Consider the following 24,970-nt stretch of genomic DNA (forward strand, 5'->3'; position numbering starts at 1 on the left):
GTCTTCACCTCAGTAGACCGCGGTGCGGCCGCCGTCGACCGGGATGAGCGCGCCGGTGGTGTAGCCGGCGGCATCGCCGGCCAGGTGCGCCACGAGCCCGGCGATCTCCTCCGGCCTGCCCAGCCTGCCCGCGGGCAGCCGGTCGATGATCTTGCCGACGAATTCCTCGTCCCAGTTCTCGGCCATGTCGGTGGCGAAGCCGCCGGGCATCACGCAGTTCACCCGCACCGTCGGCGCGTACTCCTGGGCGAAGGCCCTGGTCAGCGCGTTCAGCCCGTTCTTGGCCGCCGCGTACATGGCCTCCGGCGGACTGGGCCGTTCGGCGCCGATGCTGGAGATGTTGACGATCGAGCCGCCCCCGGCCGCGGCCATCCGGGCGCCCGCGACCGCCATCAGGCGGAACGGGCCCTTCAGGTTCACCTCGAGCGTCTTGTCCCACAGCGCCTCGGTGACCGAGGCCAGGTTCTCCGCCGGCGGGGCGATGCCCGCGTTGTTCACCACGATGTCGAGGCTGCCGAACTCGGCGATGATGCCGTCGACGGCGGGCTCGATGCTGTCCCAGTGCCCGACGTGCAGCGCCAGCGGATAGGCCGCGCCGACGGTGACGTCGTCGAGGGAGGCGACCGCCTTCTCGCAGGCTTCCAGCTTGCGACTGGAGACGATCACCGTCGCGCCGGCCTGCTTCAGCCCGCGCGCGATGGCCAGGCCGAGTCCGCGGCTGGCGCCGGTGACGAGGGCGACCTTGCCGTTCAGGTCCGTGTTGATGCTCATCGGTACTTCTTCACCTCGAGACGCGCCATGGTGCGCAGATGGACTTCGTTGGGGCCGTCGGCGATCTGCAGGGCCCGGGTGACGGCGTGCATGCGGGCCAGCACGGTGTCGTCGCTGACGCCTGCGGCTCCGAAGGCCTGCACGGCGCGGTCGACCACCTTGTGCGCGACCTCCATCGCGGCCACCTTGATGGCGGCGACCTCGGACCGGGCCGCGGCATTGCCCTTGGTGTCCATGATCCAGGACGACTGCAGAACCAGCAGGCGGATCTGGTCGATCTCCATGCGACTGCGCGCGATCCACTCGCGCACGACGCCGCGCTCGGCCAGCGGCTGCCCGAAGGCGACCCGGTCCACCGAGCGACGGCACATCAGTTCCAGCGCCCGCTCGGCCATACCGATGGCGCGCATCGCGTAGTGCATGCGGCCCGGCCCGAGCCTGCCCTGGGCGATGGCGAAGCCGTCGCCCTCGTTGCCGAGCATGTTCTCCACCGGCACGCGCACGTCGGTGAACTGCACCTCGCCGTGCCCGAGGCGGTCGTAGTAGCCGAACATCGGCAGGTCGCGTACGACCTCGATGCCAGGGGCGTCGGCGGGCACCAGGATCATGCTCTGCTGCCGGTAGGTCGGGCCGTCCGGATCGGACTTGCCCATGAAGATCAGCAGCTTGCAGGCCGGGTCCAGGACGCCGGAGATGTACCACTTGCGGCCGTTGAGCACGTAGTGGTCGCCGTCGCGGCGGATGGTGGAGCCGATATTGGTGGCGTCGGAGCTGGCCACCGCGGGCTCGGTCATGGCGAAGGCCGACCGGATGCTGCAGTCCAGCAACGGCTTCAGCCACTGCGCGCGCTGGGCCTCGGTGCCGTAGAGCGCGAGGATCTCCATATTGCCGGTGTCGGGGGCCGAGCAGTTGAAGACCTCGTTGCCGATGAGCGAGCGGCCCATCACCTCGGCCAGCGGGGCGTATTCGAGGTTGGTCAGTCCCGCGCCGTAGCCGCCGTGGGTCATGAAGAGGTTCCACAGGCCCTGCGCGCGGGCCTCGGCCTGCAATTCGCGCATGATCGGCGGCAGGTCGTGCCGGTTGCTCGCGGCGGCGATCTGCTCGTCGTAGACCTTTTCGGCCGGATAGACGTAGGTGTCCATGAAGAGTTCGAGCTTGTCGAGCAGCTCGTCGGTGCGAGCGGAATACGAGAAGTCCACGGTGCGGCTCCTGAAAAGTGACGGTCAACCGGCGAGCAGCGCGGTGCCGGTCTCGATGAGACGGTCGATGGTGGCGGGCAGCTTCTCCTGGTCGGGATCGTGGTGCCTGCCCTCGCGGTGCCTGCGCAGGTTGTGGCCCATGATCGCGGCCATCTTCAGCCGGCCCAGAGCGTCGAACCAGGTGAGATCGCCCGGCAGCGAACGGCTTTCGCGGTACAGCTCGACCAGCTCGGCGGCGGTCGGCAGGCCGGGGACCGCACGGCCGACGCCGGGGAAGGTGGCGCCGTCGGTGAACACCAGGAACCAGCCGAGCTCGACGCGCGGGTCGCCGACGCTCCAGATCTCCCAGTCGATCAGCGCGGCCGGCTCGGTGCCCGCGCACAGGATGTTGCCCAGGCGGTAGTCGCCGTGCACCAGGGTCGGTTCGGCGGGTTCGGGGATGTCACGGCCGAGCAGGTCGAGCAGATGCGCGCCGCCTGCCACCAGTTCGGGGGGAACCGCGCCGAGGGTCTTGGCCCAGCGGGCCAGCTCGTCGGCGGGGGAGAGCGGCTGTTCCTCGCCGGGCAGGGTCGCCGGGTCGACGGCGTGCAGCAGCGGCAGCACCTCGGCGGCGCGGCGCATCCGGGCCGCGGCCAGTGCGGGCTCCACCGCGGGATCGTCGAGGACCGGCTCGAGCGAGTCGCCCGCCACCAGTTCCATCGCGAACCAGGCGGGCTCGGCGCTGTCCTCGGTGACGATGCGCGGCACCGGGACCGGGGTGTCCGCGAGTGCCCGCATGATGGCGGCCTGACGCAGCATGTCGTGCCTGCCGATCGGCTTGCGGCCCTCGGGCACGGCCTTGACGACGTAGGCGGCGCGATCGGTGGTGACCCGGTAGGTGAGCCCGGAATGGCCGCCCAGCATGGGCTCGAAACCGGTGACGGTCTCGCCGAATTCGGCGCCGAACCGTTCGGCGACCCGGGGCCGCACGGTGCTCGCTTCGCGCTGCGCGGTGGTCATACGCGTGGCTCCTTGGGCAGGCCGAGCACGCGCTCGGCGATGATGTTGTGCTGGATCTCGTCGGTGCCGCCGGCGATGCGGTAGCCGGGCGCGCCGAGGACGTGCTCGGTCCAGGCGAAGCGGCCCCACTCGCCGGAGTCGGCGCCGAGATCGCGGCCGAGCAGCATGCGGGCCACCTCGGAGGTGCGCGCCATGGTGTCCACGGCGAGCAGCTTGCCGAGGGAGGCCTCCGGACCGGGATCGTTGCCCGCGACGACCGCGGCGGCCACCCGCATGGCGGCGACGCGCTGGACATAGCTGCGGGTCACCAGATCCGCGACGCGGTCGCGTTCGAGTTCGGTGAGCTCGCGGCCCAGGTGCCGGGCCAATTCCACCGCCTGATCGGCATTGGCCAGACCCAGGTGCGCGCCGTCGAGCCGCTCGGCGGCGAGCACGGTCAGCGCGACCGGCCAGCCCTTGCCGACCGGACCGAGCCGGTACTCGTCGGACAGCCGGACCTCGTCGAGGTAGACCTCGTTGAACGAGCTGCCGCCGGTCATCTGCCGGATCGGGCGCACGGTGACGCCGGGGGAGTCCATCGGGACCAGGAAGACGGTGAGCCCGGCGTGCTTGGCCGCATCGGGATCGGTGCGGCACACAGCCACGCCGAGATCGGCGACGCGGGCGCCGGAGGTCCACACCTTGTGGCCGTTGAGCGTCCACGTCCCGTCCTCGCCCCGCACGGCGCGGGTACGCACCGCCGCCAGATCCGAGCCCGCCTCGGTCTCCGAGAACAGCTGGCAGGCGATGAGATCGGTGCGCAGCATGGCCCGCACCCACCGCTCGCACTGCCCCTCGGTGCCCCACTGGGCGATGGTCGGTGCCACCAATTGCTGTGTCACCGAGAACATCTCGGTGCGCCGCGGCACCGCGAACTCCTCCTCGGCGCGGCGGAAGGCGAGCACGTAGGACATCGGCAGGTCGCGTCCGCCGTACTCCTCGGGCCAGTCCAGCGCGCCCCAGCCGGAGTCGAATTTGTTCTGCTCGTAGGCCCTGATGGCGTCGGTGTGAGCGCGTTCCTGCTCGGCGGTCCAGTTCTCGAACACGGCGACGGAATCGGAGCCCTCGCCCCACGCGGCGGCGGTGCGCGGCTCGGCCTGCTCGGCCAGCCAGGCGCGCGCCTGTGCGGTGAAGGTCGCGAGATCGGGGAGGGTCTGTGTCGGCACGGTTGCTTCTCCTCTCACACGGCCAGCACGGTGCAGGCGCTGATACCGGGCGCGCCGTAGACGTGGGTGAATCCGACCTTCGGCGCGCCGGGCACCTGCCGCGCGCCCGCCTCGCCGCGCAGCTGGGTGACGATCTCGTGCACCTGGCGCAGTCCGGAGGCGCCGATCGGCTCGCCGTTGGCGATGCAGCCGCCGTCGGTGTTGACCGGCAGGCGGCCGCCGATCTCGGTCTCGCCCGTGGCGATCCACTTCTCCTGCTCGCCGTGCTCGCAGAAGCCGCACTCGGCCATGTGCATGATCTCCGCGCCGCTCTCGGTGTCCTGGAGCTGGGCGACGTCCACGTCCTGCGGAGAGATGCCCGCCTGCTCGAAGGCCGCACGGGCGGCGTCGGTGCTCACGCTGGTCGGTTCGTCGCTGCCCTGCACCGCCGGGCTGAACACCTCGAAGGAGCCGAAGCGGCGGGTCCGGTGACTGATGGCGCGCAGGCCGACCGCCCGGGCGCCGAGGCGTTTCGCCATCTCCTCGGACGCGACGATCACCGCGGCGCCGCCCTCGCCCGGGGAGCAGAACATGAATTTGGTGAGCGGGTCGTTGACCATGTCCGCGGCGGCGATCTCGGCCGCCGAGAGCGGATCGCGCCGCCAGGCGTTGGGATTGCGAGCGCCGTTGCGATAAGCCTTCTCGGCCACGGCAGCCAGCGTGGCGGGGGTGATGCCGTGGCGGCGCATGTAGCGATTGATCTTGGCGCCGAAGAACTGGGTGGTGACCATCAGTCCCTCGCTGCCGTAACCCTCCGACAGCCCCCATTCGCCCGGCGTCGGGTCGAAGGCGCCGCGCGGGTGCTTGTCGAAGCCGACCGCGAGGGCGACCTCGGCCACGCCCGCCCGGATGGCGTTGACGGCGGCGAAGAGCGCCGAACCGCCGGTGGCGCAGCCGTTCTTGACGTTGCTGAACGGTATGCCGGTCAAGCCCAGGTCGGCGACCAGGGTGTCGGCCAGGCCGGAGCCGTCGCTGCCGCCATAGGCGATCTGCACGTCCGGCCAGGCCAGTCCCGCGTCGGCCAGCGCTGCGCCGATCGCGGTGACCGCCATCTGCCTGCCGCTGACCCCGGGCTGCCTGCCGAACTTCGACAGGCCGACCCCGATGATGGAGACGGGCTGGTTCATCGGGTCTCGCCCCCTTCTGTGGTCACGGAGTTCGTGGTGGCGGTGCTCGCGGTCGCGGGTACGACTTCGAACCGGGGCACCGGTGCGGCTGCGACGAGGCGCACCGGTGCCTGGTCCAGTTCGGTGGAGCCGGCGCCGTCGAGCACCGCCTCCACCCGGACGCCCTCGGGCAGTTCCACCCAACCGACGGCGTAGGGCGAGAACCCCTCGGCAGGAACGACATAGGGGGGCGACTTGGGTGCGAAGCGCTGCACCGTGTACGCCCACACGACGCCTTCGCGGCTGAGCTGCCGCGGCCGTGCGGTCGGTGTCGCGCAGCGGGTGCACATCGTGCTCACCGGAAAGCCGACCGTGCCGCACACGGTGCACTCACTGCCTTCCAGAACCGGTTCGTCCATGTCGTCTCCCGCCATCTCGTTCTGCCTCGGGGTTCGCTGTGTCGTGGCTGTCGCCGTGAATCAGCGACCGACCCACTTGGGGGCGCGCTTCTCCAGGAAGGCGTTGACGCCCTCGGCCGCGTCCTCGGACTGCAGCGCGTTGCCCACCGCCAGGTGCTCCATGACCATCAGCGACTGGATGTCGGCGTCGAGGCCGCGGTCGATGGTCATCTTGGTGAGCTTCATGATGAAGGGGCTCTTGTCGATGATCGGCGCGATGAAGTCGGCGACCAGCTGATCGAGCTCCTCGGCCGGGGCGGAGGCATTGATCAGGTCGAAGTCGGAGGCTTCCTTGCCCGAGAGCAGCTTGCCGGTGAGCATGAGCTCCTTGGTCTTGCGGATGCCGATCATGCGCGGCAGGCGGTAGATCGGGCCCGCGCCGCCGAACAGGGCGCGGCGGATGTGGAAGTCGCCGATCTTGGCGTCGTCGGCGGCGACGGCGAAGTCGCAGGAGATCATCAGCTCGAAGCCGCCGGCGGTGACGTAGCCCTCGAGCACGGCCACCGACGGGGTGTTCATCGAGTACAGCCGGTCGCAGACCTTGGCCGAGAGCACCGCGACATCCATCGCGTTGGTCTTGCCGACGTAGTTGGCGCGCAGCTCGTCGAGGTCGAAGCCGGAGCAGAAGGTGTTGTTCACGCCGCGCAGCACCAGGACCTTCAGGTTCGGGTCGTTGTCGACCTCGACGATGATCTCGTCCAGGCGGTGCAGCAGTTCGACGGTCACCGCGTTCTTCTTGTGCGGGCGGTTCAGCCAGACGCGGGCGATCTCGCCGTCCTTCTCGAGCAGGATGTGATCGGTGTCGACCATGGTGGCCTCTTTCTGGTTGGGTTCCGGAGTTCGGAGTTGAACTGGATTCAATTCAGTTTTAGTGGGTGAGGTGGCCTGCCGTCAATACGTTCGGCCGCGCGATTTTTCGGACGGGTTACACGCCGATGAGTTCGGCGACCCTCGCGCGGTGTGTGCGCGCATCCCCGTGTGCCGCTTCGTTTCCGAGAACGCGCCGGTAGAACGAGTGCGCGGGGTGCTCCCAGGTGAAGCCGACGCCGCCGTGCAATTGCACCGCTTCGGCGGCGGCCGCCACCGCCGCGTCCGTGCACACCGCGCCTGCCACGGCGATGGCCAGATGCGCCGCCTCCGGGTCCTCGGCGTGCACGGCGGCCGCGTAGCGCGCGGCGGATCGCGAGCGTTCGAGCAGGACGAGCATGTCGGCCAAGCGGTGCTTGATCGCCTGGAACGAGGCGATCGGCCGGCCGAATTGCTGTCTGGTGCGGGTGTATTCGACCGTCATCGCCAGCAATCGGTCCACGATGCCGGTGTGCTCGCAGGCGATCGCGAGCGTGGCGAGATCGCGCAAGCGGGTCACCGCGGCCGGGGTCGCCTCGGGAACTGTCAACGCGACCGCGTGGCACCGCTCGACAGCGATGTCGGCCTGTCCGCGCGTCGGATCCAGCACCGTGCGCGGGATGCGGTTCCCGGCGCCGCGCGGCCGGAAGGCGAACAGAATTCGCCCATCGCCGGTGTCGGCGGTGCTCACCACGAGGTCGGCCGAGGCGCCGCCGAGCACATGGGTGACGGTGCCGGTCACCGTCCAGCCGTCCGGTCCGTGCACGGCGCGCAGCTGATCGGTGGCCGGCTCGAGGGTGCTCACCGTCGCGAGCGATCGCCCGGCGAGGACGGCCTCGAGCCATTCGGCGACCAGGCCGGGCTCCTCGGCGATGAGCAGCGCCTGGGCGCCCAGCACAGCGGAGGTGAGCACCGGCTCGCACACCAGCGCGCGGCCGCATTCCTCGAGAATCGTGGCCAGTTCGGCGGTGCCGTAGCCGAGCCCGCCGCGCTCCTCCGGTACCGCGATCGCGGCCACCGACATGTCTTCGACCAGCAGGCGCCACAACTCCGGCGAGTATCCGGGCTCGGTCTCGCTCGCGGCGCGCACCTGGTCGATATCGCCGTGGCGGGCGAGCAGCGCGCGCAGCGTGTCACCTAGTTCGACGCGGTCGGTATCCGGGTTCAGGCCGGGGGGTTCGGTGCGCGGCCAGGGAAGTTCCAGGGTGGGGGACATCTTCGCTCCGTAGAGTTGAGTTCAGTTCAATGTCTGACGAGAGCGTAGTGGGCCGAGGGCTCGACAAGGAAGAGGAAACTGAACTAAGTTCATTTTATGACTTACGCGATCGAGGACTACTACGCGAAGGTCGACAGCGGCCGCCTCGAGGAGGCGACGGCCATGCTGGCCGTCGACGTCGAGTTCGCCATGGTGCTGCCGACAGGCGTCAATCTCGGGCACGGCCGCTCGGCCATGCTCGACTACCTGACCGGCAGGCCGAAGGTCGACCGCAAGCACGTCCTGCGCCGTGTGGCGGCCGACGGAGATGCGCTGTTCGCCTACGGCGACGTCACCGAGCAGGGCGGATCGGTGACCACCGGGCATTTCGTCGGCGCGATGCACGTCGGCCCGGACGGCTTGATCGACCGCTACCAGGTGAGCTTCAGCCCCGAATTCGCCCTGCTGCCCGCCGATTCCCCGGCCGAGCGCTGACAGACGAGGAGATAGCACAGATGACGACCGCGACCGTGACGCCTACCCTGGCCCGGTGGTTCGAGTACATGGATTCCGACGATCCCGACCGCGTGCTGACCATGATCACCGACGACTTCGTGATGTCGGTGCAGTTCTCCCGCGGCGGCGGCGCCTCCTCGGAGTTCGTCGGCGACCGGGAGGCCCTGGTGGGCTACCTCGCTCAGCGCGAGAAGAGCACCTTGATCCACCACATCGACGTCGGCGCCACGGTCGGCGCGCACGAGCTCGTACTCGGCCGCACCACCCGCGACGGGGAGTTCGAGGCGTCGTTCAACGCCAGTGCCCAGCTCGATGCCGACGGGCAGGTGCGCAGGCTGCTGATCGCGCGCACCCCGGAGCTGGACTTCGCGTGACGCGCGAGGAAGTAATCGATCTCGCCGCGCTGCGCCGGTACCTGGAGTCGGCCGGTGTCGCGGTCCGTGGTGACCTGGTGGTCGAGCGGATCGCCGCGCGGTGGTCGACTGGGAGATATCCACCCTCGGCGACCCGCTGACGGACATTGCCCTCATGTGTGCCACTCGGGCGCCCGCCTTCGACCTCGTCCTCGGCGCGCAGGCCGCCTGGATCAGTGACCGGCTGCCCTCGGCGGACGATCTGGCCCAGCGCTCTGCCGTGGCCTCCGGTCGCGATCTCGGCGACTGGGGCTTCTACTCGGGCCTCGCCCACCTGAAGCTCGCCGTGATCGGCGAAGGCATCGCCTATCGCGCGCTGCACGGCGCCGACCCTGGTTCGGGCGCGGCGGCCGCCGCCGAGGCGACCGCGGAACTCGTCGCCGCCGGGATCCGTGCGTTGCGAGTGGGGCGGGTGTCGGCCGGATGCTGAGAACGGCTCTCCGCGAATAGCGGGGCGACAAGGTCGTTCGCCTCCCAACACGACGACCTCCGAGTGGTGAATGCCGCGCCGCTCGGAGGTCTTTCCATGTCGGCTCTCGCCGGCCGCGTATGAGAGGTGCTTCCGGCCGCGCACCCATCGCCGCCGTGCGCCGGGATGCTGCGCGTCGGACGGCGCACTGCTGCGGGGACGATCGGCCGACGCGCTCGGCTCGGTGCCCGCGATACCGATGGCCGCGGCGGGAAAACGACGAGGGCCGGTCGGCTCGCGAAGCGTCGCGAGCCGACCGGCCCGTACGTGGACGGGGCGGTCGAACGGTCAGGACACCGTGAACCGCCCGCCGTTGCTCAGCAGGACCGCGCCGATCACATTGGCCGCCCCCGGCGAGGCCAGGTAGAGGATGTTGTCGGCCAGTTCCTCGGCGGTCGCGTAGCCGCGCGCTCCGCTGCCGGCCATCGCGGCCCGCAGGTGTGCCGGGGTCCGCTGGGCCATCCCGGTGTCCACCGGTCCGGGTGCGACGGTGTTCACGCGAATACCGAAGGGCGCCACCTCTTTGGCGACGGCCTGGCTGAGCGCGTGCACGCCTGCCTTGGAGGCCGCGTAGTGCGGATATCCCGTGAGCGTGTCGAACGCCGAGGACGAGCCGACCGTGACGATCGCGCCGCCGCCGGTCTCGCGCATCGCCCGGACGGCAGCCCGCAGGATGTAGAAGGTCCCGTCCAGATTGACCGACATGATGCGCCGCCAGTCCGAATCCTCGAGATGCACCAGCACCTCGGGGGGCCGGTTCTGCTCGGCCGCGTCGTAGATCCGTTGTTTGCTGCGCGGGTCGTCGACGCCGGCGGCGTGCACCACCACGTCGACGCGGCCCTGCTCGGCGACGACGGTCTCGAACGCCCGGTCCACCTCGGCGGGGTCGGACACATCCACCCGCAGCGGCCGGGCGATCCCGCCGATGCCGTCGGTGGTGCGCGCGGCCGCCGCCGCGTCGATGTCGCAGGCGTAGACGGCGGCCGCGCCACGCTCGGCGAGGGCGCGCGCGGTGGCCGCGCCTATGCCCGAGCCCGCACCGGTGACCAGCGCGATCTTCCCGGCGAACTGCTGTTCGGTCATGTCCTGTCTCACTTCTTGTAGAAGATCTGGTCCCAGTCGCTGCGGTACTTCTCGGCGCCGGCGCCGGTGGTCACCTCGAGGTTCTGCTCGCCGACGTCCTGGGCCACCGCGATCGAGCCCTCGATATCGGGCAGCGCGGCGCCGAAGCCGACCGAGGTGACCTGCTGGCCCTCCCGGCTGACCATGAAGTTCGCCAGCACCTGCGCGGCGTTCGGATGCGGCGCCGAGCCCAGCGCGAGCCCGTACCACTTGGCGCCCCAGACCTTCGGGCCCGCCGTCCAGTCGAGGGGAGCGCCCGCCGCCCGTTCGGGCAGCATCGGGTTCGACATCAGGGCCGCGGTGATCTCACCGGAGGCCAGCGCCTGCCCCAATGGCTGGGTGCTGGGGTAGATGCGGGGATTGTTGTCGGCCAGACGCTGCAGGAACTCGCGTCCGCCGTAGTTCTGCTCGATGTGGTCGTAGTAGTCGATGTAGGTCGGCGAGGTGGCCGGCGTGACGATGCCGACCTTGCCCCGCAGTGCGGGGTCGAGCAGATCCTGAGCAGTGGTGATGCCCTTCGGGTAGAGGGCGGTGTTCCAGCCGAAGCCGAGTACGACCGCGCCCTCCAGGAAGAACTTGCCGTTGTCGATGCTCTCGTCCGGGCGGTACTCCGCCGCCTGGAAGTTCGGCCCGATGATCTCCACCGCGAGGTCGGTGTCGGACGCGGCCCGCATCCACGGCACATCGGTGATCACCGCGACATCACCCGAGCCGCGCCCGGTGCGCGATTCGGCGTCGATGCGCGAGAGCAGGTCGGAATCGACGCCGCGCACGACAGTCAGGTCGATGGACGGATAGGCGGCTTCGAACGCCTTCTCCAGATCGGCCAGGATCGGCTGCGCCTGGGTCGAGTAGAGGGTGACCGCACTCTCGTCGTTCGCCGCGGCTACGACGTCCTCCCACGAACCCGACACCGGTCGCGACACCTCGGTGGACCCACCGCACCCGGCCAATGCCAGGACGGCGGCGCCGATCACCGCCGCGGTCCGAAACGATCTCGCCATGAAGTTCCTCCTTGAACTGGATTCACTTCATATTTATGCCACATGGTGACCCGGACCACAACATCGTCCTTCCGTTGATCGAGATCGAGCGAGCGCGACGACGCCTGTTCGCCGCCGGAGACGAAGTCCCACACATCGGCACCGTCGTCGAGCATCTCCGATGCGATCGCGTCGGCCCAGCGGCGCTCGGCGGATGGCCTGAAACTTCGCCGGCGCCTGCCGAACTGGGTGTCGCTCGGCCGCGTGGCGCAGTGTCCGATGGCGCACGGCGCGGGCGGCGGCGGTCAGCGCGACGCCATAGGTGAGCGCGTCTCGCTGCTCCAGATCCATTGTGCGGGAAGGGGATTCGCCGTGAAATTCGACGGGTGGCGCCGAAGGCGTCGATGATCGACAGATCGCCGATGAGGAGGTTGGCGCCGTGCCTCCGCAGCCGGACCGGCAATGCGCTCGGGCGGCGGATCGGGGAATTCTTCGGATGCGCGGCGAACAGGGGGCGCACGAAAGGCACCGCTCGCCAGGCTCCGGGCCGACGCGCTCGCGGCGACGTGGCGGCATTGCCTCGAATCACCGCCGCGCGCGCAGCGGCGCGCTACGATCGGATGGTTCGGCGCAAACACTGAGCAGGTGAGCTTTCGGATTTCCGAAGTGGACGCCGCAACCGCACTGCTTGCCGTGATCGGCGCCCGAGAAACACACGATATGAAGACGGACCAGCGCCGCCGCCGCGGTCGACCCGGTGCTGATCGACGTGACACGCGCCGAACTGCGATCGCCGGAAAACTGCAATAGCGGAAGGCGGAGCCACCATGAGCACCTACAAGGTCGGCTACTTCGTCGGTAGCCTCTCGTCCACCTCGATCAACCGGATCCTGGCGAAGGCGCTGATCCGGCTCGCTCCCGAGAATCTCGAGTTCGTCGAGATCGCGATCCGGGACCTGCCGCTCTACAGCCAGGACTACGACGCCGATTATCCACCCGAGGGCACTGCGCTCAAGGACGCAATCGCCGGGGTGGATGCGGTGCTGTTCGTCTCGCCCGAGTACAACCGCTCGATTCCCGGGGCGCTGAAGAACGCGATCGACTGGGCGTCCCGTCCGTGGGGCCAGAACTCGTTCGATCACATTCCCGCCGCCGTGATCGGCGCCTCCATCGGGGCGATCGGTACGGCTGTGGGCCAGCAGAGCCTGCGGGCGGTACTGAGCTTCTGCAACGCCCGGCAGATGACCGCTCCGGAGGCCTACATCCACTACACATCCGAGGTGTTCGGCGAGGACGGCACCGTGCACAACGCCTCCACCGAGGAATTCCTGCGCAACTACATGACCGAGTTCGGCAATCACATCCATCGGGTCCTCACCGTTCTCCCGCGTTGACACCGGTGAGAGGCGCTTTTCGAGTGCCGTGTGCCCCGAGCCGCAGCCGGTCCCCCTTGGCGGCGTAGTCCCGAAACGCCGCTGAACGACTCGACACCCGACATTGCCTGTCCTGATTTTGCCGAATTCTGGGAATCGATATGAATGCCGTAGCCGACGGTCTCGAGTCGAATAGTCTCGGGCCGAGTGGGAGCTACCGACCACTCCGCGACTGTGGCAAGGTTCGGTGCGGGTGGCGGCGGCGGGGTGAGAGCTCCCATCACTCGCCAGGCCCGGTCGGGGGCGCAGGTGGACAGGGTTCGGCTCGCGCCGTAATGTTTCGCTCGAAGAAACGGCGTTTCGGACGGCGCGGGTAGGTCGCCGGCCGGTAAGGAGTCGGCCCCATGCGATCGGCGCTGTACGTTCCGGGCAACCGGCCGGAACTGTTCGACAAAGCCCTCTCGGGTCCCGCCGACATCGTGCTCATCGACCTCGAGGACGCGGTGCCGCTGGCCGACAAGGAATCCGCGCGGCGCGAGGTCGCGCAGTGGTCGCGCACCGTCACCACGCCGGGGCGGCTCTGGGTGCGGGTGAACCCGGGCGAGATGGGGCACGCCGACCTGGCGGCGGTCGCCGCTCCGGCGGTCGCAGCCTTCTGCTTGGCGAAAACCGAGTCGGCGCAGCAGGTTCGGGCGGTGGACGAGATCCTCGCGAGGCATGAGCACAGCACGGGGGCCATCCGCGTCTGCCCCCTGGTGGAGACCGCGAGCGCTGTCTTCGCCGCCCACGAGATCGCCAGGGCTCCGAGGGTGTTGCGGTTGCAGATCGGCGAGGCGGATCTGTGCGCGGAGGTGGGTATCACTCCCGGTCCGGACGAGCGTGAGTTGGCGGCCATCCGCGGCCAGGTGGTGCTGGCCAGTGCGGCCGCGGGCATCGCCGCGCCGCTCGGGCCGGTGCGTACGGATTTCCGTGACCTCGACGGCCTGCGCGTGTCCACCCTGGCGTTGTGGCGCCTGGGCTTCCGGGGCCGTGCCTGTATCCATCCCGCCCAGGTGCCGGTGGTCAACGAGATCTTCACCCCGGCGCCGGAGGAGATCGCGCGGGCGCGCACACTGGTCACGCGATTCGAGGCGGCCGAGGGCGGCGTCATCCTCGACGAGGCGGGCCGGATGGTCGATCACGCGGTGATCCGCCAAGCGCGCAGGCTGCTCGCGCAATGACCTGCGCGCCGAAGCATCCGCCGCGGTTTCCGCGCAACTGGGTTGCAGCGGCTGATCGCGCCGACGTCTAGAGCACGCCCGCTTCGCTGAGCGCGGCGATCCGGTCGTCGTCGAGGCCGAGCACCTCGCGGTAGATCTCGTCGTTGTGCTGGCCGAGCGCGGGCCCGGCGTGCCGGATGGTGCCCGGCGTGGCGCTCAGCTTCGGCACGACGTTCTGCATGGGCAGCTCACCGAACTCCGGGTGCGCGATGCGCGCGATGGCATCGCGCGCCGCGAAATGCGGGTCGGCGAACATGTCGCGCGGGGTGTAGATGCGCCCGGCGGGCACGCCGCCTTTGTGCAGAAGTTTCAGCAAGTCCTCGGCGGCGAATCCGCTCGTCCACTCGCCGATGAGATCGTCGAGTTCGGTCATCCGCGCACCGCGCGCGGTGTGGCTGGAGTAGCGGGGGTCGCTCGCGAGTTCGGGCCTGCCCATGAGTCCGGCCAGGCGGGTGAAGACCGTGTCCTGGTTGGCGGCGATGAGCACCAGGTCGCCGCCCGCGGCCGGATAGATGTTGCTGGGAGCCACGTTCGGCAGGACGGAGCCGGTGCGTTCACGCTGGTAGCCGGTGAGGGCGTATTCCGGCAGCAGTGATTCCATCATGGCCAGCACCGCTTCGTAGATGGCCGAGTCCACCAGCTGGCCCTGTCCGGTCCGGTCCCGGTGGTGCAGGGCGGCGAGGGTGCCGATGGTGGCGAACACCGCGGCCAGCGAGTCGCCGAGCGAGATTCCGGTGCGAGCCGGCGGCCGGTCGGGATCGCCTGTGGTGTAACGGATTCCACCCATCGCCTCGCCGATCGAGCCGTAGCCGGCACGGGCGGAGTAGGGACCGGTCTGGCCGTAACCGCTGACACGGACCATGATCAGCTCGGGGTGATCGGCGCGCAGTGTGTCGTAGTCCAGTCCCCACCGCTCCATGGTGCCGGGACGGAAGTTCTCGATGACGATGTCGGCGGTCGCGATGAGTTCGCGGGCCAGCCGCTGACCCCGCTCGTCGCGCAGGTTGCAGGTCACCGACTTCTTGTTGCGGGCGACCACCGGCCACCACAGCGACTTGCCGTCGGACTGCTCACGACCCCACTGCCGCATGGGATCTCCCGCGCCGGGCGACTCGAGCTTGATCACTTCGGCGCCGAAGTCGCCGAGCAGTTGTCCGCAGAACGGTCCCGCGAGCAGCTGGCCCATTTCGATGACCCGCAGGCCGTCGAGTGGGCCGTTCGAAGCGGTCTGGTCGGCTGGCATGGCCACTCCATCAGTCGAGGGGTCACAGAACGGATACACTGTATCCCTCAGAGAAACAATGCGGCAAGGCGAAATCACCTACCGGGAGGCCCCGTGGAGATCACCGTGCTGGAAGTCGCCCCACGGGACGGCTTGCAGAACCAACCCGAACTCGTCTCGACCGAGGACAAGATCGGTCTGATCGAGCGTTCGATCGCCGCGGGCCTGCGTCGCATCGAGGCGGTCGCGTTCGTCAATCCGAAACTGGTCCCGCAGATGGCCGACGCCGACGAGGTGATGGCCGGTGTGCCGCGCGATCCGGCGGTGTCCTACGCCGGGCTGGTGTTGAACGAACGCGGCCTGGACCGGGCGCTGGCGGCAGGCATCGACGAGATGAATGTAGTTGTCGTAGCGACGGATACGTTCAGTCACCGCAACCAGGGCTGCCACCGACGAAGGCGTGCGGAGGTGGGTGGTGCTGGCGCGGCGGGCTTCCGAGGCCGGACTGTTCCGCACCGTCACCATCGCGGCCGCTTTCGGTTGCCCGTTCGAGGGCGAGGTGCCGGAAGCGCGGGTGCTCGACCTCGTCCGCCGCGTCGCCGAGGCCGGACCGCAGGAGATCGCGCTGGCCGACACCATCGGCGTCGGCACGCCCGATCGGGTACGCACGCTGGTCACGGAAACGGCCGCCATCGCCCCCGACGCCGCGGTGCGCTGCCACTTCCACAACACCCGCAACACCGGCTACGCCAATGCGGTCGCTGCCATGGAATCCGGTGCGCGCGTGCTGGACGCGAGCACCGGCGGGATCGGCGGCTGCCCCTTCGCACCCGCGGCCACCGGAAATATCGCGACCGAGGATCTGCTCTACCTCCTGCACCGGATGAACGTGCGCACCGGCGTGGATCTGGAGACGGTCAGCCGAACCGGTCGATGGTTGGGGGAGGTGCTCGGCTCACCCGTCCCCGCCCTGCTGGGACGTGCCGGTGGGTTCCCCTGATCGACCACGCATCCCCTCGATCGCGTGACGGCGATCGTCATGCGCTCGGTGGTCGCGGTGTGGAGGTGTGTATGCGGCTCATGGTAGGCACGCCACCGCCCCGCGCGAGCCCGGCTCGTGCGGGGCCGGGCTCGCGCGTATCGGGCTTCAGCTTTCCCGGTTCTCGGTCCGACCCTCGCCCGCACCGGACAGGAGTTCGAGCAACCCGCGCAGATCCGCGTCACCGGCGAGGCCGAGGACCAGCTCGGCGACCTTCGTGGCGCGTTCGGGGTCGAGGATCCCGGCGGTGTTGAGCCGGAACTTGGTCGTCAGCTCCTGCGACGAGAGCGGATTGCCCGGGCCGCCGCGGTTCACGTCGACTCGCTCGACGAGGGTGCGCCCGTCACTCAGGTGGGCGGTCAGTACCGCGGGGAACTGATACGGGAAAATGCTGTCGCAGTGCGCGTCCGGCACACATTCGACCTTCGCGGCGAGCGCGAGGCGTTCCGGGTCGGCGGCGGCCGCGTCGGTGAAGTCCTCGTGGAACAGGCCGAGCCCGCCGCCGCCGAGCAGTGCCGCCGCGACCGTGTACGGGCCGGAGAACGCGGCGTGATAGCCGGATTCCGGACGCCGCTTGGATTCCCGGGGCTCACCGATGGTGCGCAGGACGGGGGTGGGCGCGCCGAGCACCAGCTTGTCGACCACGTCGGCGGTGACACCGCGGGCGCGCATCCGCAGAGCGGCGTCGATGCCCGCGTGGGTGAAGTGGTTGCAGGGGTAGGGCTTGAAGAACACCCCGGGCAATTCCCAGTGCACACCCAGGCCCGCGGTGACCACGGAGGGATCGCCGTATTCCCCGCAGAAGGCCTGGAGCAGGCCGAAGCGTCCTTCGATGACCGTCGGTGGTCCGGTCAGGCCGTGCGCGGCCAGCGCCGCGGCGGTGACCGCGGAATGTGCCGCCCAGCCGCAGTGCACCCGCTTCACGGTGCCGCCGGTCCGATTGGCCTCGAGCAGGCCCGATCCCATGCTGGATGCGATGCCGATCGCATGGGCGATGCCCTCGGCCGGCAACCCGCGCAACATGGCCGCCGCGGCGGCCGCTCCGACCGCCCCGCAGATGGCGGTGGCGTGCTGCCCGCGTTCGAAGAACACCGAATTGCCCAGTTCCGCACTGTAACCGGCCATTCCGAGGCGTACGGTGATCTCGATGCCGACCGCCACGGCATCCAACAGGGCTGCCCCGGACACACCGGTCGCCTCCGCGACCGCGAGCGCGGCGGGCACGACCGAGGCGGAAGGATGCAGTACCGACGGCAGCTGGGTGTCGTCGAAATCCATGGCGTGCGCCAGGGTTCCATTCAGCAGGGCGGCACTGGCCGCCGGGTGGCGCTCGCTCGAGCCGAAAGCGGTGGCCTCCGGCTTGCCGGACCATTCGTCGATCACCGCGCGGACCGACGCGGCGGCTGGCGTGCGCAGGGCGGCGAGGCTGTTGCCGAGCACGTCGAGCACCCGGCGGGCGGTGTCGTCGCGAAGGTCACCGGCTCCCTTCTCACGGGTGGTCGCGGCGAACTCGGCGAGCTGCCGCACCACCGTCGGGGCGGTCACCGGGTCACCGCCGCGAGCGGGCGCACCGGGGATCCGGTGCCGCCGACGATGCGCAGGGGCGCGAGCACGAAGGCGAACTCCAGTACCTGCTGCGCGGCCAGTTCCTCGAGCGCGAGATGTTCCAGAATGAAGATCCCCGATTCGACCAGCAGCACCCGATGCACCGGGAGCACGCTGTGTCCCGCGCCGGGGGCGAGGCATTCGTAGGCGGTGGTGTCCGAGCCGGTGGCGGCGATGCCGCGGGCGGCCAGCCAGCGGGCCGCTGCCACACCGAGGCCCGGCACGCCCGAATCCCTGCCGAGGTAGGCGTCGGCATCGTCGAAATTGCGGGCCCAGCCGGTGCGGACGAGCACCACGTCACCGGAGCTGATCTCCCGCTCACCCGCCGCCGCCTCGAGATCGGCGACGGTGACTTCGTAACCGCCCGGCAGCGTATCGGTTTCGTGTACGGCCGCGACATCGAGCAGCACGCCCCGGCACAGGAAACCGGGCAGATGTTCGGCCCCGTGGGCGCTGAACCGCCCACCGAGCTGGGCTTCGGCGGCATCCACCCCGCCGTGCAGCAGTCCGTCCTGGCTGACATGGGACAGCGCGTCGATGTGGGTGCCGACATGCCCGCCGGTCACGATGATCTCGGCCGCCGCCGATCCGCCGTCGGGCCGGATCATATCGCCGTGCCTGCGGGCCAGCGTCATGCGGAAACCGGGATGGTTGGGCGAGCACGGCATGCCGGTGAACAGCGGCTGGCCGAGTTCGATCAGGCGGACGCCGCCGCGCACCAGCTCCACCAGGGGATCACTCATCGCACGACTCCCTCGGAACGCAGCCGGGTCAGGTGTTCGGCGTCGACGCCGTAGCCGCCGAGCACCTCGGCGGTGTGGGCACCCAGCGGGGGACCGGCCCAGCGGATCGCACCCGGTGTTTCCGACAGGCGGAAGAGGAGATTCTGCATGCGGATGAGCCCCAGTTCGTCGTCGGGCACCTCGGCGATGGTGCCGAGTGCCCGGAACTGCGGGTCGGTCATGATGTCGGCCGCGGTGTAGACGGGCGCGATGGCGGCTTCGGCCTTCTCGAATTCCCGCACCACTTCGGCGGTCTCGCGTTGGGCGATCCACGCGCCGACCACCGCGTCGAGTTCGTCGGCGTGGACGGCACGTTCGGCGCCGGAGGCGAACCACGGTTCGTCGATCAGATCGGGGCGTCCGACCAGTCGCATGACCCGTTCGGCCACCGACTGCGCACTGGTCGACACGGCGACCCAGCCGCCGTCGGCGGTGCGGTAGGTGTTGCGCGGGGCGTTGTTGACCGAACGGTTGCCCATCCTGGTCTGCAGCTCGCCGAGCTGGTCGTAGGCGATGATCTGCGGGCCGAGCAGGGTGAGGATGGGCTCGATGATCGCCATGTCGATCTGCTGGCCGCGCCCGGAGGCATCTCTGGCGCGCAGTGCGGTCATGACGGCGAAGGATGTTGCCAGGGCGGCGATTCCGTCGGCCAAGCCGAACGGCGGCAGGGTGGGCGGTCCGTCGGGCTCTCCGGTGACGGCGGCGAAACCGCTCATCGCCTCGGCGAGCGTGCCGAAACCCGGACGGTGCGCATAGGGCCCGATCTGGCCGAAACCGGTGACCCGGGCGAGCACCAGGCGCGGGTTGATCGCGCTCAGCTGGCCGTAGCCCAGGCCCCAGCGCTCCAGCGTGCCCGGCCGGAAGTTCTCGATCACCACATCGGCCTCGGCGGCCATCCGGCGGAAGATCCGCTGGCCCGGCTCGGAGCCCAGATACAGGGTGACCGATTTCTTGTTGCGCCCCAGCATCTTCCACCACAGCCCGACGCCATCGCGCTGCGCGCCGTGGTGGCGTACCGGGTCGCCGCGGGGATGTTCGATCTTGACGACCTCGGCGCCGAAATCGCCGAGCAGGGTCGCCGCCAACGGGCCGGCGAACAAGGTGGCCACGTCGAGCACCCGGATTCCGGCCAGTGGTCCGTCCATGACACGACTCCTCACCGCCGCGCGGTTCGTTTCCTTCACCGAAACATGCAGGATCGAACGCGGCATCGACTACCAGCAAAGAGTACTGGGATCGACGCGTCTGTGCCGACTTTGTTTCGTATAGAGAAACGTGAGGAGTGGGCCGGGGTGCTCGACCCGGGGGTTCTTGCCCGGTTCGGGCTACATCGACAGGACGCAGACGCGCTCGACCGTCAGCTCTCGTGCGGTCGAGGCCGGGCCTTCCTTGGTGTTGCCGGAATCGCGAATGCCGCCGTAGGGCATGTTGTCGGCGCGGAACGCCGGTGACTCGTTGACCAGGACGGTGCCGAAGTTCAACCGCTCGGTCGCGAGCAGCGCCTTGCGCAGGTCGGCGGTGAAGACGCCGGCCTGCAGACCGTACTTCGAATCGTTGGACAGCTCGATCGCTTCGTCGAACGACCGCACGCCGACCACGCTGAGCACCGGGCCGAAAGCTTCCTCCCGGATGAGGTCGCAGGACTGCGGGACATCGGCCAGCAGGGTCGGTTCGAGGACGCCGTCCGGGCGGGTGCGCGCGCCGGTCTCGATGGAGGCGCCGCTGCGTCGCGCCTGCTCGATGCCGGCCAGGATGCGTTCGGTGGCCTTGTCGTCGATCAGCGGACCGCAGGAGACCCCCGCGTCGCGGGGATCGCCGACGCGCACGGCGCCGATCCGGTCGCGCAACAGCGCGGTGAACTCGGCGCGGATCGCCTCGTTCGCGTAGATGCGCTGCACCGAGACGCACGTCTGGCCGGCGAAGCCGAAAGCGCTCGGCACCAGCTTGTCCGCCGCGAGCTCGAGGTCGGCGTCCGGCTCGATGATCGCCGGACTCGAGTTACCGAGTTCCAGCAGCACCTTCTTGCGCGCGGCGACCTTCGCGATGTGCCAGCCGACGGCGGCGGATCCGGTGAAGCTGATCGCCGCGACGCGCGGGTCCTCGACGATCACCGCGCTGATGTCGGCGGGGTCGCCGGGGACGACGCAGAGATAGCCCTCCGGCATTCCGGCTTCCTCGCAGATGTCGGCGAGGACGAACGAGGTCAACGGCGCCTGTGGAGCGGGTTTGAGCAGCACGGGGCAGCCGACCGCGAAGGCGGGAGCGACCTTGTGCACCACCAGGTTCAAGGGGAAGTTGAACGGGGCGATGGCGGTCACCACGCCGATCGGCGTCGGCCGGGTGAAACCGATCTTGCCGGTGCCCGATGCGGTGGCGTCCATGGCGATACCGGTGCCGACCTGTGTCCTGGCCACGGCCGCGGCATGGCGGACCGTGTCGACCGCGCGGTCGACCTCGGCCGCGGCCATCAGGATGGGCTTGCCGACCTCGGCGCAGATCAGAGCCGCGAGGTGATCCTTCCGGTCGAGGAGCAGATCGGCGATCCGGTCGAGCACCGCGGCGCGCTCGTGGGCGGGCACCGGCCGGGCGAGCGTGCGGTGCGCGAGAGCCACTGCCGATTCCGCCAGCTCGGCGGATGCGTTGCCCACCCGGCCGACGAGCGTTCCGTCATAGGGGCTGAGCACATCCGAGGTGGTGTCGGTGAGGATCTCCCGATGCCCCACGCGCACGCCGCGCTCGCGCATCTCCGGCCGCGCCGGTACCTCGACAGTGGTCATCTCGTCGCTTTCTGCTCGTGTCGTGATCGGTGCGCGCGCCGGAGTCAGCCGGCCGGGGGAGCGGCCACCGAGCCCGCCGACCCGGGGATCTCGCCGTGCCGGATCTCGCGGTAGACCCGGCTGCGCAGCTCGGCGAACTCGCGGGTCGCCTTGGTGGTGATCTGGTCGCGCTCGGCGCCCAGGCCCGTCTCGATCAGATCCACCACCTGGGTGGGCTTCTTGCCGAGCACGAGCACGCGGTCCGAGAGGTAGACGGCCTCGTCGATGTCGTGGGTGACCAGCAGGATGGTGATGCCCAGGTGGTTCTTGACGCGCAGCGTGAGATCCTCGAGATCGGCGCGGGTCTGCGCGTCGACGGAGGCGAACGGCTCGTCCATCAGCACGATGGCGGGCGCGTAGGCCAGCGCGCGTGCGATGGCGACCCGCTGCTGCATACCGCCGGACAGCTGCCAGGGGTACTTGCCGACGTGGTCCTTCAGGCCGACCTCTTCGAGCGCCGCCATGGCCTTCGCCGCGCGTTCCTTCTTGTCCTTGATGGTGGCACGCAGTGGCAGGGTCACGTTGTCCAGCACGGACATCCAGGGCATGAGGGAACGGGAGTAGTCCTGGAAGACGATCGCCATCTCGGCGGGCGGTTCGGTCACCTGACGGCCGCGCAGGGTCACCGTGCCCGTCGTCGGGGCCAGCAGGCCCGACAGGCATTGCAGCAGCGTCGTCTTGCCCGCGCCGGACGGCCCGACGATGCACATGAATTCACCGCTGCGGACGGTGACGTCGATGCCGCCGAGGACGTGGTGATCGCCGAATCGCTTGCCGAGATTCTCGACGACGAGCAGGTCCTCGTGAGCAGTCGGCGTGGGCAGGACTGCGGAGCTGGGAGTGGTGGTCATAGTCGATTCCTATGCGTTCTTCTTGTTGTGCCAGTCGAGGACTCGTCCTTCGACCAGGCGAGCGCCGAAGTTGAGCAGGTAGCCGAGTACGCCCAACATCACGATGCCGGACCACATGTTGAGGATGTTGAAGCTGCGCTGCGAATCGAGGATGAAGTAGCCGATGCCGCCGGGCGAGCCGATCATCTCCGTCACGACCATCACGACGGTCGCGATGGTCAGGGCCAGGCGGGCGCCCGCGAAGATCTGCGGTGCCGCGTGCGGCACGTAGATGAAGCGGATCCTGGTCTTCATCGGCAGCCGGTAACTGCTTGCCATACGCAGCAGCACCGGTTCCACCGAACGGACGCCGTCGATGGTGTTCAGCAGGATGGGCCACATGCCCGCCAGCGCGATGAGGAAGATCTTCATCGTGTCGCCGATGCCGAGGAAGATGATGGCGATCGGCAGCAGGGCGACACCCGGTGTGGCGCGCAGGAATTCCAGGATCGGCCGGACCGCCTGCTCGAAGCGGGGCAGCAGGCCGAGCACGATGCCGCCCGCGATGCCGACGACCAGCGCGATGGCGAAGCCCGCCAGGATGCGCGCCAGGCTCGGGACGACGTTCTCGACGATCCCGTCGAAGAACCACACCTCGCCCGTGCGCTCGAAGATCTTGGCGAACGAGGGGAAATAGAAGGACTTGCTGTCGGCGGTGAACAGCAGGCACGCGATCACGATGACGATGGGCAGCCACATCTCCCAGGCCAGCGCGCTCAGTCGCGCTCGGACACCGAGTTTCATGCCGCACGCTCCTCTCGGACGATCGGGTGCCACCACAGCAGCCGGCGTTGCGCGGCCACGACCAGGGCGTTGATGACCAGGCCGAGGATGCCCGCGGTGATGGCGTAGGCGAAGACCTCCGGACGCTTGAAGGCCTGCTCCATGTGCGACAGTTCGAGGCCGAGTCCGGGTGCGCCGCCGATGTACTCGGCGCTGATGGTCATCAGCAGAGCCATGGTGGCCGACAGGCGCAGACCGGTGAAGACGAACAGCGACACACTGGGCGCCCACAGGTAGCGCAGCCGGTCGACGGTGGAGATCCGGAAGACCCGGACCACCCACTTGTGCAGCGGCTCGACCTGTTTGGCGGCATACATCGACTGGATGAGCAGCGGCCAGATCGCCGACAGCACGATCATGGTGATCTCCATGCGGCTGGTGGCGCCGAAGAGCAGCAGCACCAGTGGCAGCAGGGCGATGGTCGGGATGCTGCGGAAGAAGTCGATGATCCACCGCGTGCTCTGGGTGGCCCGCAGCGACGAGCCGAGCAGCAGCCCCAGCGGAATGCCGATGACGGCGGACAGCGCCAGGCCCGTGGCCCACACGCGAAGTGTGGTGCCGAGGGCGGTCCAGTAGGCGTTGCTACCCCACAGTCCGAACAGGGCATCGAGGACCGTGACCGGAGTGGGCAGGCTGTCGCTGTCGGTGAGCGGGCTCATGGCCACGAGCTGCCACAGCAGCAGCGCGGCGGCGATGGCGACGATCTTGGGGACGATGCCGACCCCCTTGCGCTTGCCGGATTCGGCCGCGGAGGCGCGGGGACCGGTCTTGGCGGGCACCGGAGGCTTGCTCCGGGTCGCTGCCGGCGCGGTCCCGGCGGTCGTGGTGGCTGTCATGCTCGTCGTCACCCGATCTCTGCCAGGAAGGTGCTCGAATCCGGCTTCTCGGACAGGATCTCGTACTTGACGGCGAGGTCGGCGACCTTGTCGATCTTGTCGGTGGTCACCGGGGTGGCCGAGAAGGGCTGGATGAAGGCGTTCGCCAGCTGTTCGGGGGTGAAGCCGAGTTGCTCGCCCGCGACCTTCTTGCCGAGCGCGGGGTCGGCGTTGACGCTGGCGGCGCCTTCCTGGATGCCTTCGGCGAACTTGCGCACGGTCTCCGGGTTCCGCGCGATGAACTCCTCGGTGGCCACGAACACCGAGGAGGGCACGCCCTGGTTGCCGGGCGCGTCGGTATTGGTGACCAGTCGCACCTTGCCCGAGGAGATGGCGCTGGTGGCCAGCGGCTCGTTGGGCGTGGAGGCGTCCACGAAGCCCTGCTGGACGAGGTCGATGCTCTGGGCGGGCGGCACCTCGACGAATTCGATCTTGGTCGAATCGCCGCCCGCGCCGTCGACGATGGCGCGGATGTTCATCCAGGTCTGGGTCTTGATCGCGGGCACGCCGACCTTCTTGCCCACCAGGTCCACCGGCCCGTTGATGCCGTTGTTCGCGGTGACCACGCTCGCCGCCGAGATCTGACCGGGCTGGCCGTTGGTCGACTGCTCGCCGGCGCCGGCGACGATCTTGATGGGCAGGCCCTGGGCGCGGGCCTGCATGAACGTGACGACGTCCATCTGGGCCACCTGCAGGCCGCCGCTGAGCAGCTGCGGCACGGTGTCGTTGGCGGACTTGTTGGCCGAGGGGGTCACGTTCAGGCCGCGCTCGGTGAAGTCGCCTTCGCTGATCGCCACGCGCAGGCCGACGCCCGACAGGCCGGGCGAGCTGCCCACGGTGATGTCGGTGGCGTTCTCGGCGCCGCCGTCCGAGGAGCCGCAGGCCGCGGCGAACAGGGTGAGGGCGGCCGCGGCGGTGACAGCGGCGGTGCGGCGGAGGAGAGGAACTGCGGGGGCCGCGAGGGACATGTCGGAGACTCCGGTCTTCAGGGGGTGGGGATGGATG

At 69.4% G+C, this 24,970-nt stretch carries 25 protein-coding genes and 2 pseudogenes; 7 read left to right on the forward strand and 20 right to left on the reverse strand.

What is annotated here, in order from left to right; all coding sequences use genetic code 11:
• Window positions 1–9: 9 nt before the first annotated feature.
• The 8 genes from ON26_RS11070 to ON26_RS11105 form a co-directional block, all read right to left on the reverse strand.
• A complete protein-coding gene (locus ON26_RS11070; protein ID WP_040795983.1) occupies window positions 10–771 on the reverse strand; it encodes an SDR family NAD(P)-dependent oxidoreductase in 762 nt (253 codons plus the stop codon).
• A complete protein-coding gene (locus tag ON26_RS11075) occupies window positions 768–1,970 on the reverse strand; it encodes an acyl-CoA dehydrogenase family protein (protein ID WP_040795984.1) in 1,203 nt (400 codons plus the stop codon). The genes ON26_RS11070 and ON26_RS11075 overlap by 4 nt, the downstream gene beginning before the upstream one ends.
• A gap of 24 nt (window positions 1,971–1,994) precedes the next feature.
• Complete coding sequence (locus tag ON26_RS11080; RefSeq protein WP_040795985.1) at window positions 1,995–2,969, reverse strand: phosphotransferase family protein; 975 nt, start codon at window positions 2,967–2,969, stop codon at window positions 1,995–1,997.
• Entirely contained in the window at window positions 2,966–4,174 is a 1,209-nt protein-coding gene (locus ON26_RS11085) for an acyl-CoA dehydrogenase family protein (RefSeq protein WP_040795986.1), read from the reverse strand. Before ON26_RS11085 ends, ON26_RS11080 begins: the two co-directional genes overlap by 4 nt.
• A 14-nt stretch (window positions 4,175–4,188) precedes the next feature.
• Window positions 4,189–5,340, reverse strand: a complete 1,152-nt coding sequence (locus ON26_RS11090) for a thiolase family protein (RefSeq protein WP_040795987.1) — start codon at window positions 5,338–5,340, stop codon at window positions 4,189–4,191.
• Entirely contained in the window at window positions 5,337–5,738 is a 402-nt protein-coding gene (locus tag ON26_RS11095; protein ID WP_051026950.1) for a Zn-ribbon domain-containing OB-fold protein, read from the reverse strand. The genes ON26_RS11090 and ON26_RS11095 overlap by 4 nt, the downstream gene beginning before the upstream one ends.
• 60 nt (window positions 5,739–5,798) lie before the next feature.
• Window positions 5,799–6,587, reverse strand: coding sequence for an enoyl-CoA hydratase/isomerase family protein (locus ON26_RS11100; protein WP_040795988.1), 789 nt, complete (start codon window positions 6,585–6,587; stop codon window positions 5,799–5,801).
• A 115-nt stretch (window positions 6,588–6,702) separates the two neighbouring features.
• On the reverse strand, window positions 6,703–7,839 hold the full coding sequence (locus ON26_RS11105) for an acyl-CoA dehydrogenase family protein (RefSeq protein ID WP_040795989.1): 1,137 nt from the start codon (window positions 7,837–7,839) through the stop codon (window positions 6,703–6,705).
• A 96-nt stretch (window positions 7,840–7,935) separates the two neighbouring features.
• Here ON26_RS11105 and ON26_RS11110 point away from each other — a divergent pair, with 96 nt between their 5' ends.
• The 4 genes and pseudogenes from ON26_RS11110 to ON26_RS11120 form a co-directional block, all read left to right on the forward strand.
• The gene (locus ON26_RS11110; protein ID WP_040795990.1) at window positions 7,936–8,313 is read left to right on the forward strand and encodes a nuclear transport factor 2 family protein; all 378 of its coding nucleotides are present in this window, start codon (window positions 7,936–7,938) and stop codon (window positions 8,311–8,313) included.
• A gap of 20 nt (window positions 8,314–8,333) precedes the next feature.
• Window positions 8,334–8,708 (forward strand): hypothetical protein, encoded by a 375-nt coding sequence (locus ON26_RS11115; RefSeq protein WP_040795991.1) that lies wholly within the window; start codon window positions 8,334–8,336, stop codon window positions 8,706–8,708.
• Window positions 8,705–8,848 (forward strand): hypothetical protein, encoded by a 144-nt coding sequence (locus ON26_RS33295; protein ID WP_157171857.1) that lies wholly within the window; start codon window positions 8,705–8,707, stop codon window positions 8,846–8,848. Before ON26_RS11115 ends, ON26_RS33295 begins: the two co-directional genes overlap by 4 nt.
• Window positions 8,803–9,177, forward strand: a pseudogene (locus ON26_RS11120) (phosphotransferase family protein); the annotation flags it as partial. The gene ON26_RS33295 and the pseudogene ON26_RS11120, both read left to right, overlap by 46 nt.
• Window positions 9,178–9,504: 327 nt before the next feature.
• On the opposite strand, the gene ON26_RS11125 reads toward ON26_RS11120, so the two are convergent.
• Genes ON26_RS11125 through ON26_RS33860 form a run of 3 tightly spaced genes read right to left on the reverse strand, consistent with a single transcriptional unit; the run spans window position 9,505 to window position 11,497 of the window.
• Window positions 9,505–10,299 carry an SDR family NAD(P)-dependent oxidoreductase gene (locus tag ON26_RS11125; RefSeq protein WP_040796050.1) on the reverse strand — a complete coding sequence of 265 codons (795 nt, stop codon included), beginning with the start codon at window positions 10,297–10,299 and terminating at the stop codon, window positions 9,505–9,507.
• Window positions 10,300–10,307: 8 nt separating this feature from the next.
• The gene (locus ON26_RS11130; RefSeq protein WP_040795993.1) at window positions 10,308–11,342 is read right to left on the reverse strand and encodes an ABC transporter substrate-binding protein; all 1,035 of its coding nucleotides are present in this window, start codon (window positions 11,340–11,342) and stop codon (window positions 10,308–10,310) included.
• Window positions 11,312–11,497: a hypothetical protein gene (locus tag ON26_RS33860; protein ID WP_169333705.1), complete on the reverse strand. Its 186-nt coding sequence runs from the start codon at window positions 11,495–11,497 to the stop codon at window positions 11,312–11,314. The genes ON26_RS11130 and ON26_RS33860 overlap by 31 nt, the downstream gene beginning before the upstream one ends.
• Window positions 11,498–12,148: 651 nt before the next feature.
• Here ON26_RS33860 and ON26_RS11135 point away from each other — a divergent pair.
• Together ON26_RS11135 and ON26_RS11140 are read left to right on the forward strand one after the other, a co-directional pair.
• Window positions 12,149–12,715 (forward strand): NADPH-dependent FMN reductase, encoded by a 567-nt coding sequence (locus tag ON26_RS11135; RefSeq protein ID WP_040795994.1) that lies wholly within the window; start codon window positions 12,149–12,151, stop codon window positions 12,713–12,715.
• Between the two features lie 383 nt (window positions 12,716–13,098).
• Window positions 13,099–13,914, forward strand: coding sequence for an HpcH/HpaI aldolase/citrate lyase family protein (locus ON26_RS11140; protein WP_040795995.1), 816 nt, complete (start codon window positions 13,099–13,101; stop codon window positions 13,912–13,914).
• A gap of 67 nt (window positions 13,915–13,981) precedes the next feature.
• Here the strand turns inward: ON26_RS11140 and ON26_RS11145 are convergent, their stop codons facing one another.
• Window positions 13,982–15,196 (reverse strand): CaiB/BaiF CoA transferase family protein, encoded by a 1,215-nt coding sequence (locus ON26_RS11145; protein ID WP_040795996.1) that lies wholly within the window; start codon window positions 15,194–15,196, stop codon window positions 13,982–13,984.
• Between the two features lie 93 nt (window positions 15,197–15,289).
• Here ON26_RS11145 and ON26_RS11150 point away from each other — a divergent pair.
• Window positions 15,290–16,175 (forward strand): annotated as a pseudogene (locus ON26_RS11150) (hydroxymethylglutaryl-CoA lyase).
• 147 nt (window positions 16,176–16,322) lie between these two features.
• Here the strand turns inward: ON26_RS11150 and ON26_RS11155 are convergent.
• From ON26_RS11155 to ON26_RS11190, 8 genes are all read right to left on the reverse strand, one after another.
• Window positions 16,323–17,759, reverse strand: a complete 1,437-nt coding sequence (locus tag ON26_RS11155) for an MmgE/PrpD family protein (RefSeq protein ID WP_218000564.1) — start codon at window positions 17,757–17,759, stop codon at window positions 16,323–16,325.
• Window positions 17,756–18,562: a cyclase family protein gene (locus ON26_RS11160; RefSeq protein WP_040795997.1), complete on the reverse strand. Its 807-nt coding sequence runs from the start codon at window positions 18,560–18,562 to the stop codon at window positions 17,756–17,758. The genes ON26_RS11155 and ON26_RS11160 overlap by 4 nt, the downstream gene beginning before the upstream one ends.
• Complete coding sequence (locus tag ON26_RS11165; protein WP_040796052.1) at window positions 18,559–19,746, reverse strand: CaiB/BaiF CoA transferase family protein; 1,188 nt, start codon at window positions 19,744–19,746, stop codon at window positions 18,559–18,561. Before ON26_RS11165 ends, ON26_RS11160 begins: the two co-directional genes overlap by 4 nt.
• Window positions 19,747–19,926: 180 nt before the next feature.
• Window positions 19,927–21,378, reverse strand: a complete 1,452-nt coding sequence (locus tag ON26_RS11170) for an aldehyde dehydrogenase family protein (protein WP_245545812.1) — start codon at window positions 21,376–21,378, stop codon at window positions 19,927–19,929.
• A gap of 44 nt (window positions 21,379–21,422) precedes the next feature.
• Entirely contained in the window at window positions 21,423–22,268 is an 846-nt protein-coding gene (locus tag ON26_RS11175; protein WP_040795998.1) for an ABC transporter ATP-binding protein, read from the reverse strand.
• Between the two features lie 9 nt (window positions 22,269–22,277).
• A complete protein-coding gene (locus ON26_RS11180) occupies window positions 22,278–23,051 on the reverse strand; it encodes an ABC transporter permease (RefSeq protein ID WP_040795999.1) in 774 nt (257 codons plus the stop codon).
• Complete coding sequence (locus tag ON26_RS11185; protein ID WP_051026937.1) at window positions 23,048–23,926, reverse strand: ABC transporter permease; 879 nt, start codon at window positions 23,924–23,926, stop codon at window positions 23,048–23,050. The genes ON26_RS11180 and ON26_RS11185 overlap by 4 nt, the downstream gene beginning before the upstream one ends.
• An 8-nt stretch (window positions 23,927–23,934) precedes the next feature.
• Complete coding sequence (locus ON26_RS11190) at window positions 23,935–24,933, reverse strand: ABC transporter substrate-binding protein (RefSeq protein WP_040796000.1); 999 nt, start codon at window positions 24,931–24,933, stop codon at window positions 23,935–23,937.
• Window positions 24,934–24,970 lie beyond the last annotated feature (37 nt).

The organism is Nocardia higoensis NBRC 100133, assembly GCF_000308595.1.
Lineage (GTDB): Bacteria > Actinomycetota > Actinomycetes > Mycobacteriales > Mycobacteriaceae > Nocardia > Nocardia higoensis.

What these genes read in the sequence shown, in the direction of transcription:
- ON26_RS11180 (WP_040795999.1), bottom strand. Translation starts at nt 23,051, where the DNA reads ATGAAACTCGGTGTCCGAGCGCGACTGAGCGCGCTGGCCTGGGAGATG.
- ON26_RS11185 (WP_051026937.1), bottom strand. Translation starts at nt 23,926, where the DNA reads ATGACAGCCACCACGACCGCCGGGACCGCGCCGGCAGCGACCCGGAGC.
- ON26_RS11135 (WP_040795994.1), top strand. Translation starts at nt 12,149, where the DNA reads ATGAGCACCTACAAGGTCGGCTACTTCGTCGGTAGCCTCTCGTCCACC.
- ON26_RS11070 (WP_040795983.1), bottom strand. Translation starts at nt 771, where the DNA reads ATGAGCATCAACACGGACCTGAACGGCAAGGTCGCCCTCGTCACCGGC.
- ON26_RS11145 (WP_040795996.1), bottom strand. Translation starts at nt 15,196, where the DNA reads ATGCCAGCCGACCAGACCGCTTCGAACGGCCCACTCGACGGCCTGCGG.
- ON26_RS11110 (WP_040795990.1), top strand. Translation starts at nt 7,936, where the DNA reads ATGACTTACGCGATCGAGGACTACTACGCGAAGGTCGACAGCGGCCGC.
- ON26_RS11105 (WP_040795989.1), bottom strand. Translation starts at nt 7,839, where the DNA reads ATGTCCCCCACCCTGGAACTTCCCTGGCCGCGCACCGAACCCCCCGGC.
- ON26_RS11160 (WP_040795997.1), bottom strand. Translation starts at nt 18,562, where the DNA reads ATGAGTGATCCCCTGGTGGAGCTGGTGCGCGGCGGCGTCCGCCTGATC.
- ON26_RS11080 (WP_040795985.1), bottom strand. Translation starts at nt 2,969, where the DNA reads ATGACCACCGCGCAGCGCGAAGCGAGCACCGTGCGGCCCCGGGTCGCC.
- ON26_RS11100 (WP_040795988.1), bottom strand. Translation starts at nt 6,587, where the DNA reads ATGGTCGACACCGATCACATCCTGCTCGAGAAGGACGGCGAGATCGCC.
- ON26_RS11125 (WP_040796050.1), bottom strand. Translation starts at nt 10,299, where the DNA reads ATGACCGAACAGCAGTTCGCCGGGAAGATCGCGCTGGTCACCGGTGCG.
- ON26_RS33860 (WP_169333705.1), bottom strand. Translation starts at nt 11,497, where the DNA reads ATGCTCGACGACGGTGCCGATGTGTGGGACTTCGTCTCCGGCGGCGAA.
- ON26_RS11095 (WP_051026950.1), bottom strand. Translation starts at nt 5,738, where the DNA reads ATGGACGAACCGGTTCTGGAAGGCAGTGAGTGCACCGTGTGCGGCACG.
- ON26_RS11130 (WP_040795993.1), bottom strand. Translation starts at nt 11,342, where the DNA reads ATGGCGAGATCGTTTCGGACCGCGGCGGTGATCGGCGCCGCCGTCCTG.
- ON26_RS11175 (WP_040795998.1), bottom strand. Translation starts at nt 22,268, where the DNA reads ATGACCACCACTCCCAGCTCCGCAGTCCTGCCCACGCCGACTGCTCAC.
- ON26_RS11170 (WP_245545812.1), bottom strand. Translation starts at nt 21,378, where the DNA reads ATGACCACTGTCGAGGTACCGGCGCGGCCGGAGATGCGCGAGCGCGGC.
- ON26_RS11090 (WP_040795987.1), bottom strand. Translation starts at nt 5,340, where the DNA reads ATGAACCAGCCCGTCTCCATCATCGGGGTCGGCCTGTCGAAGTTCGGC.
- ON26_RS11190 (WP_040796000.1), bottom strand. Translation starts at nt 24,933, where the DNA reads ATGTCCCTCGCGGCCCCCGCAGTTCCTCTCCTCCGCCGCACCGCCGCT.
- ON26_RS11165 (WP_040796052.1), bottom strand. Translation starts at nt 19,746, where the DNA reads ATGGACGGACCACTGGCCGGAATCCGGGTGCTCGACGTGGCCACCTTG.
- ON26_RS11140 (WP_040795995.1), top strand. Translation starts at nt 13,099, where the DNA reads ATGCGATCGGCGCTGTACGTTCCGGGCAACCGGCCGGAACTGTTCGAC.
- ON26_RS11115 (WP_040795991.1), top strand. Translation starts at nt 8,334, where the DNA reads ATGACGACCGCGACCGTGACGCCTACCCTGGCCCGGTGGTTCGAGTAC.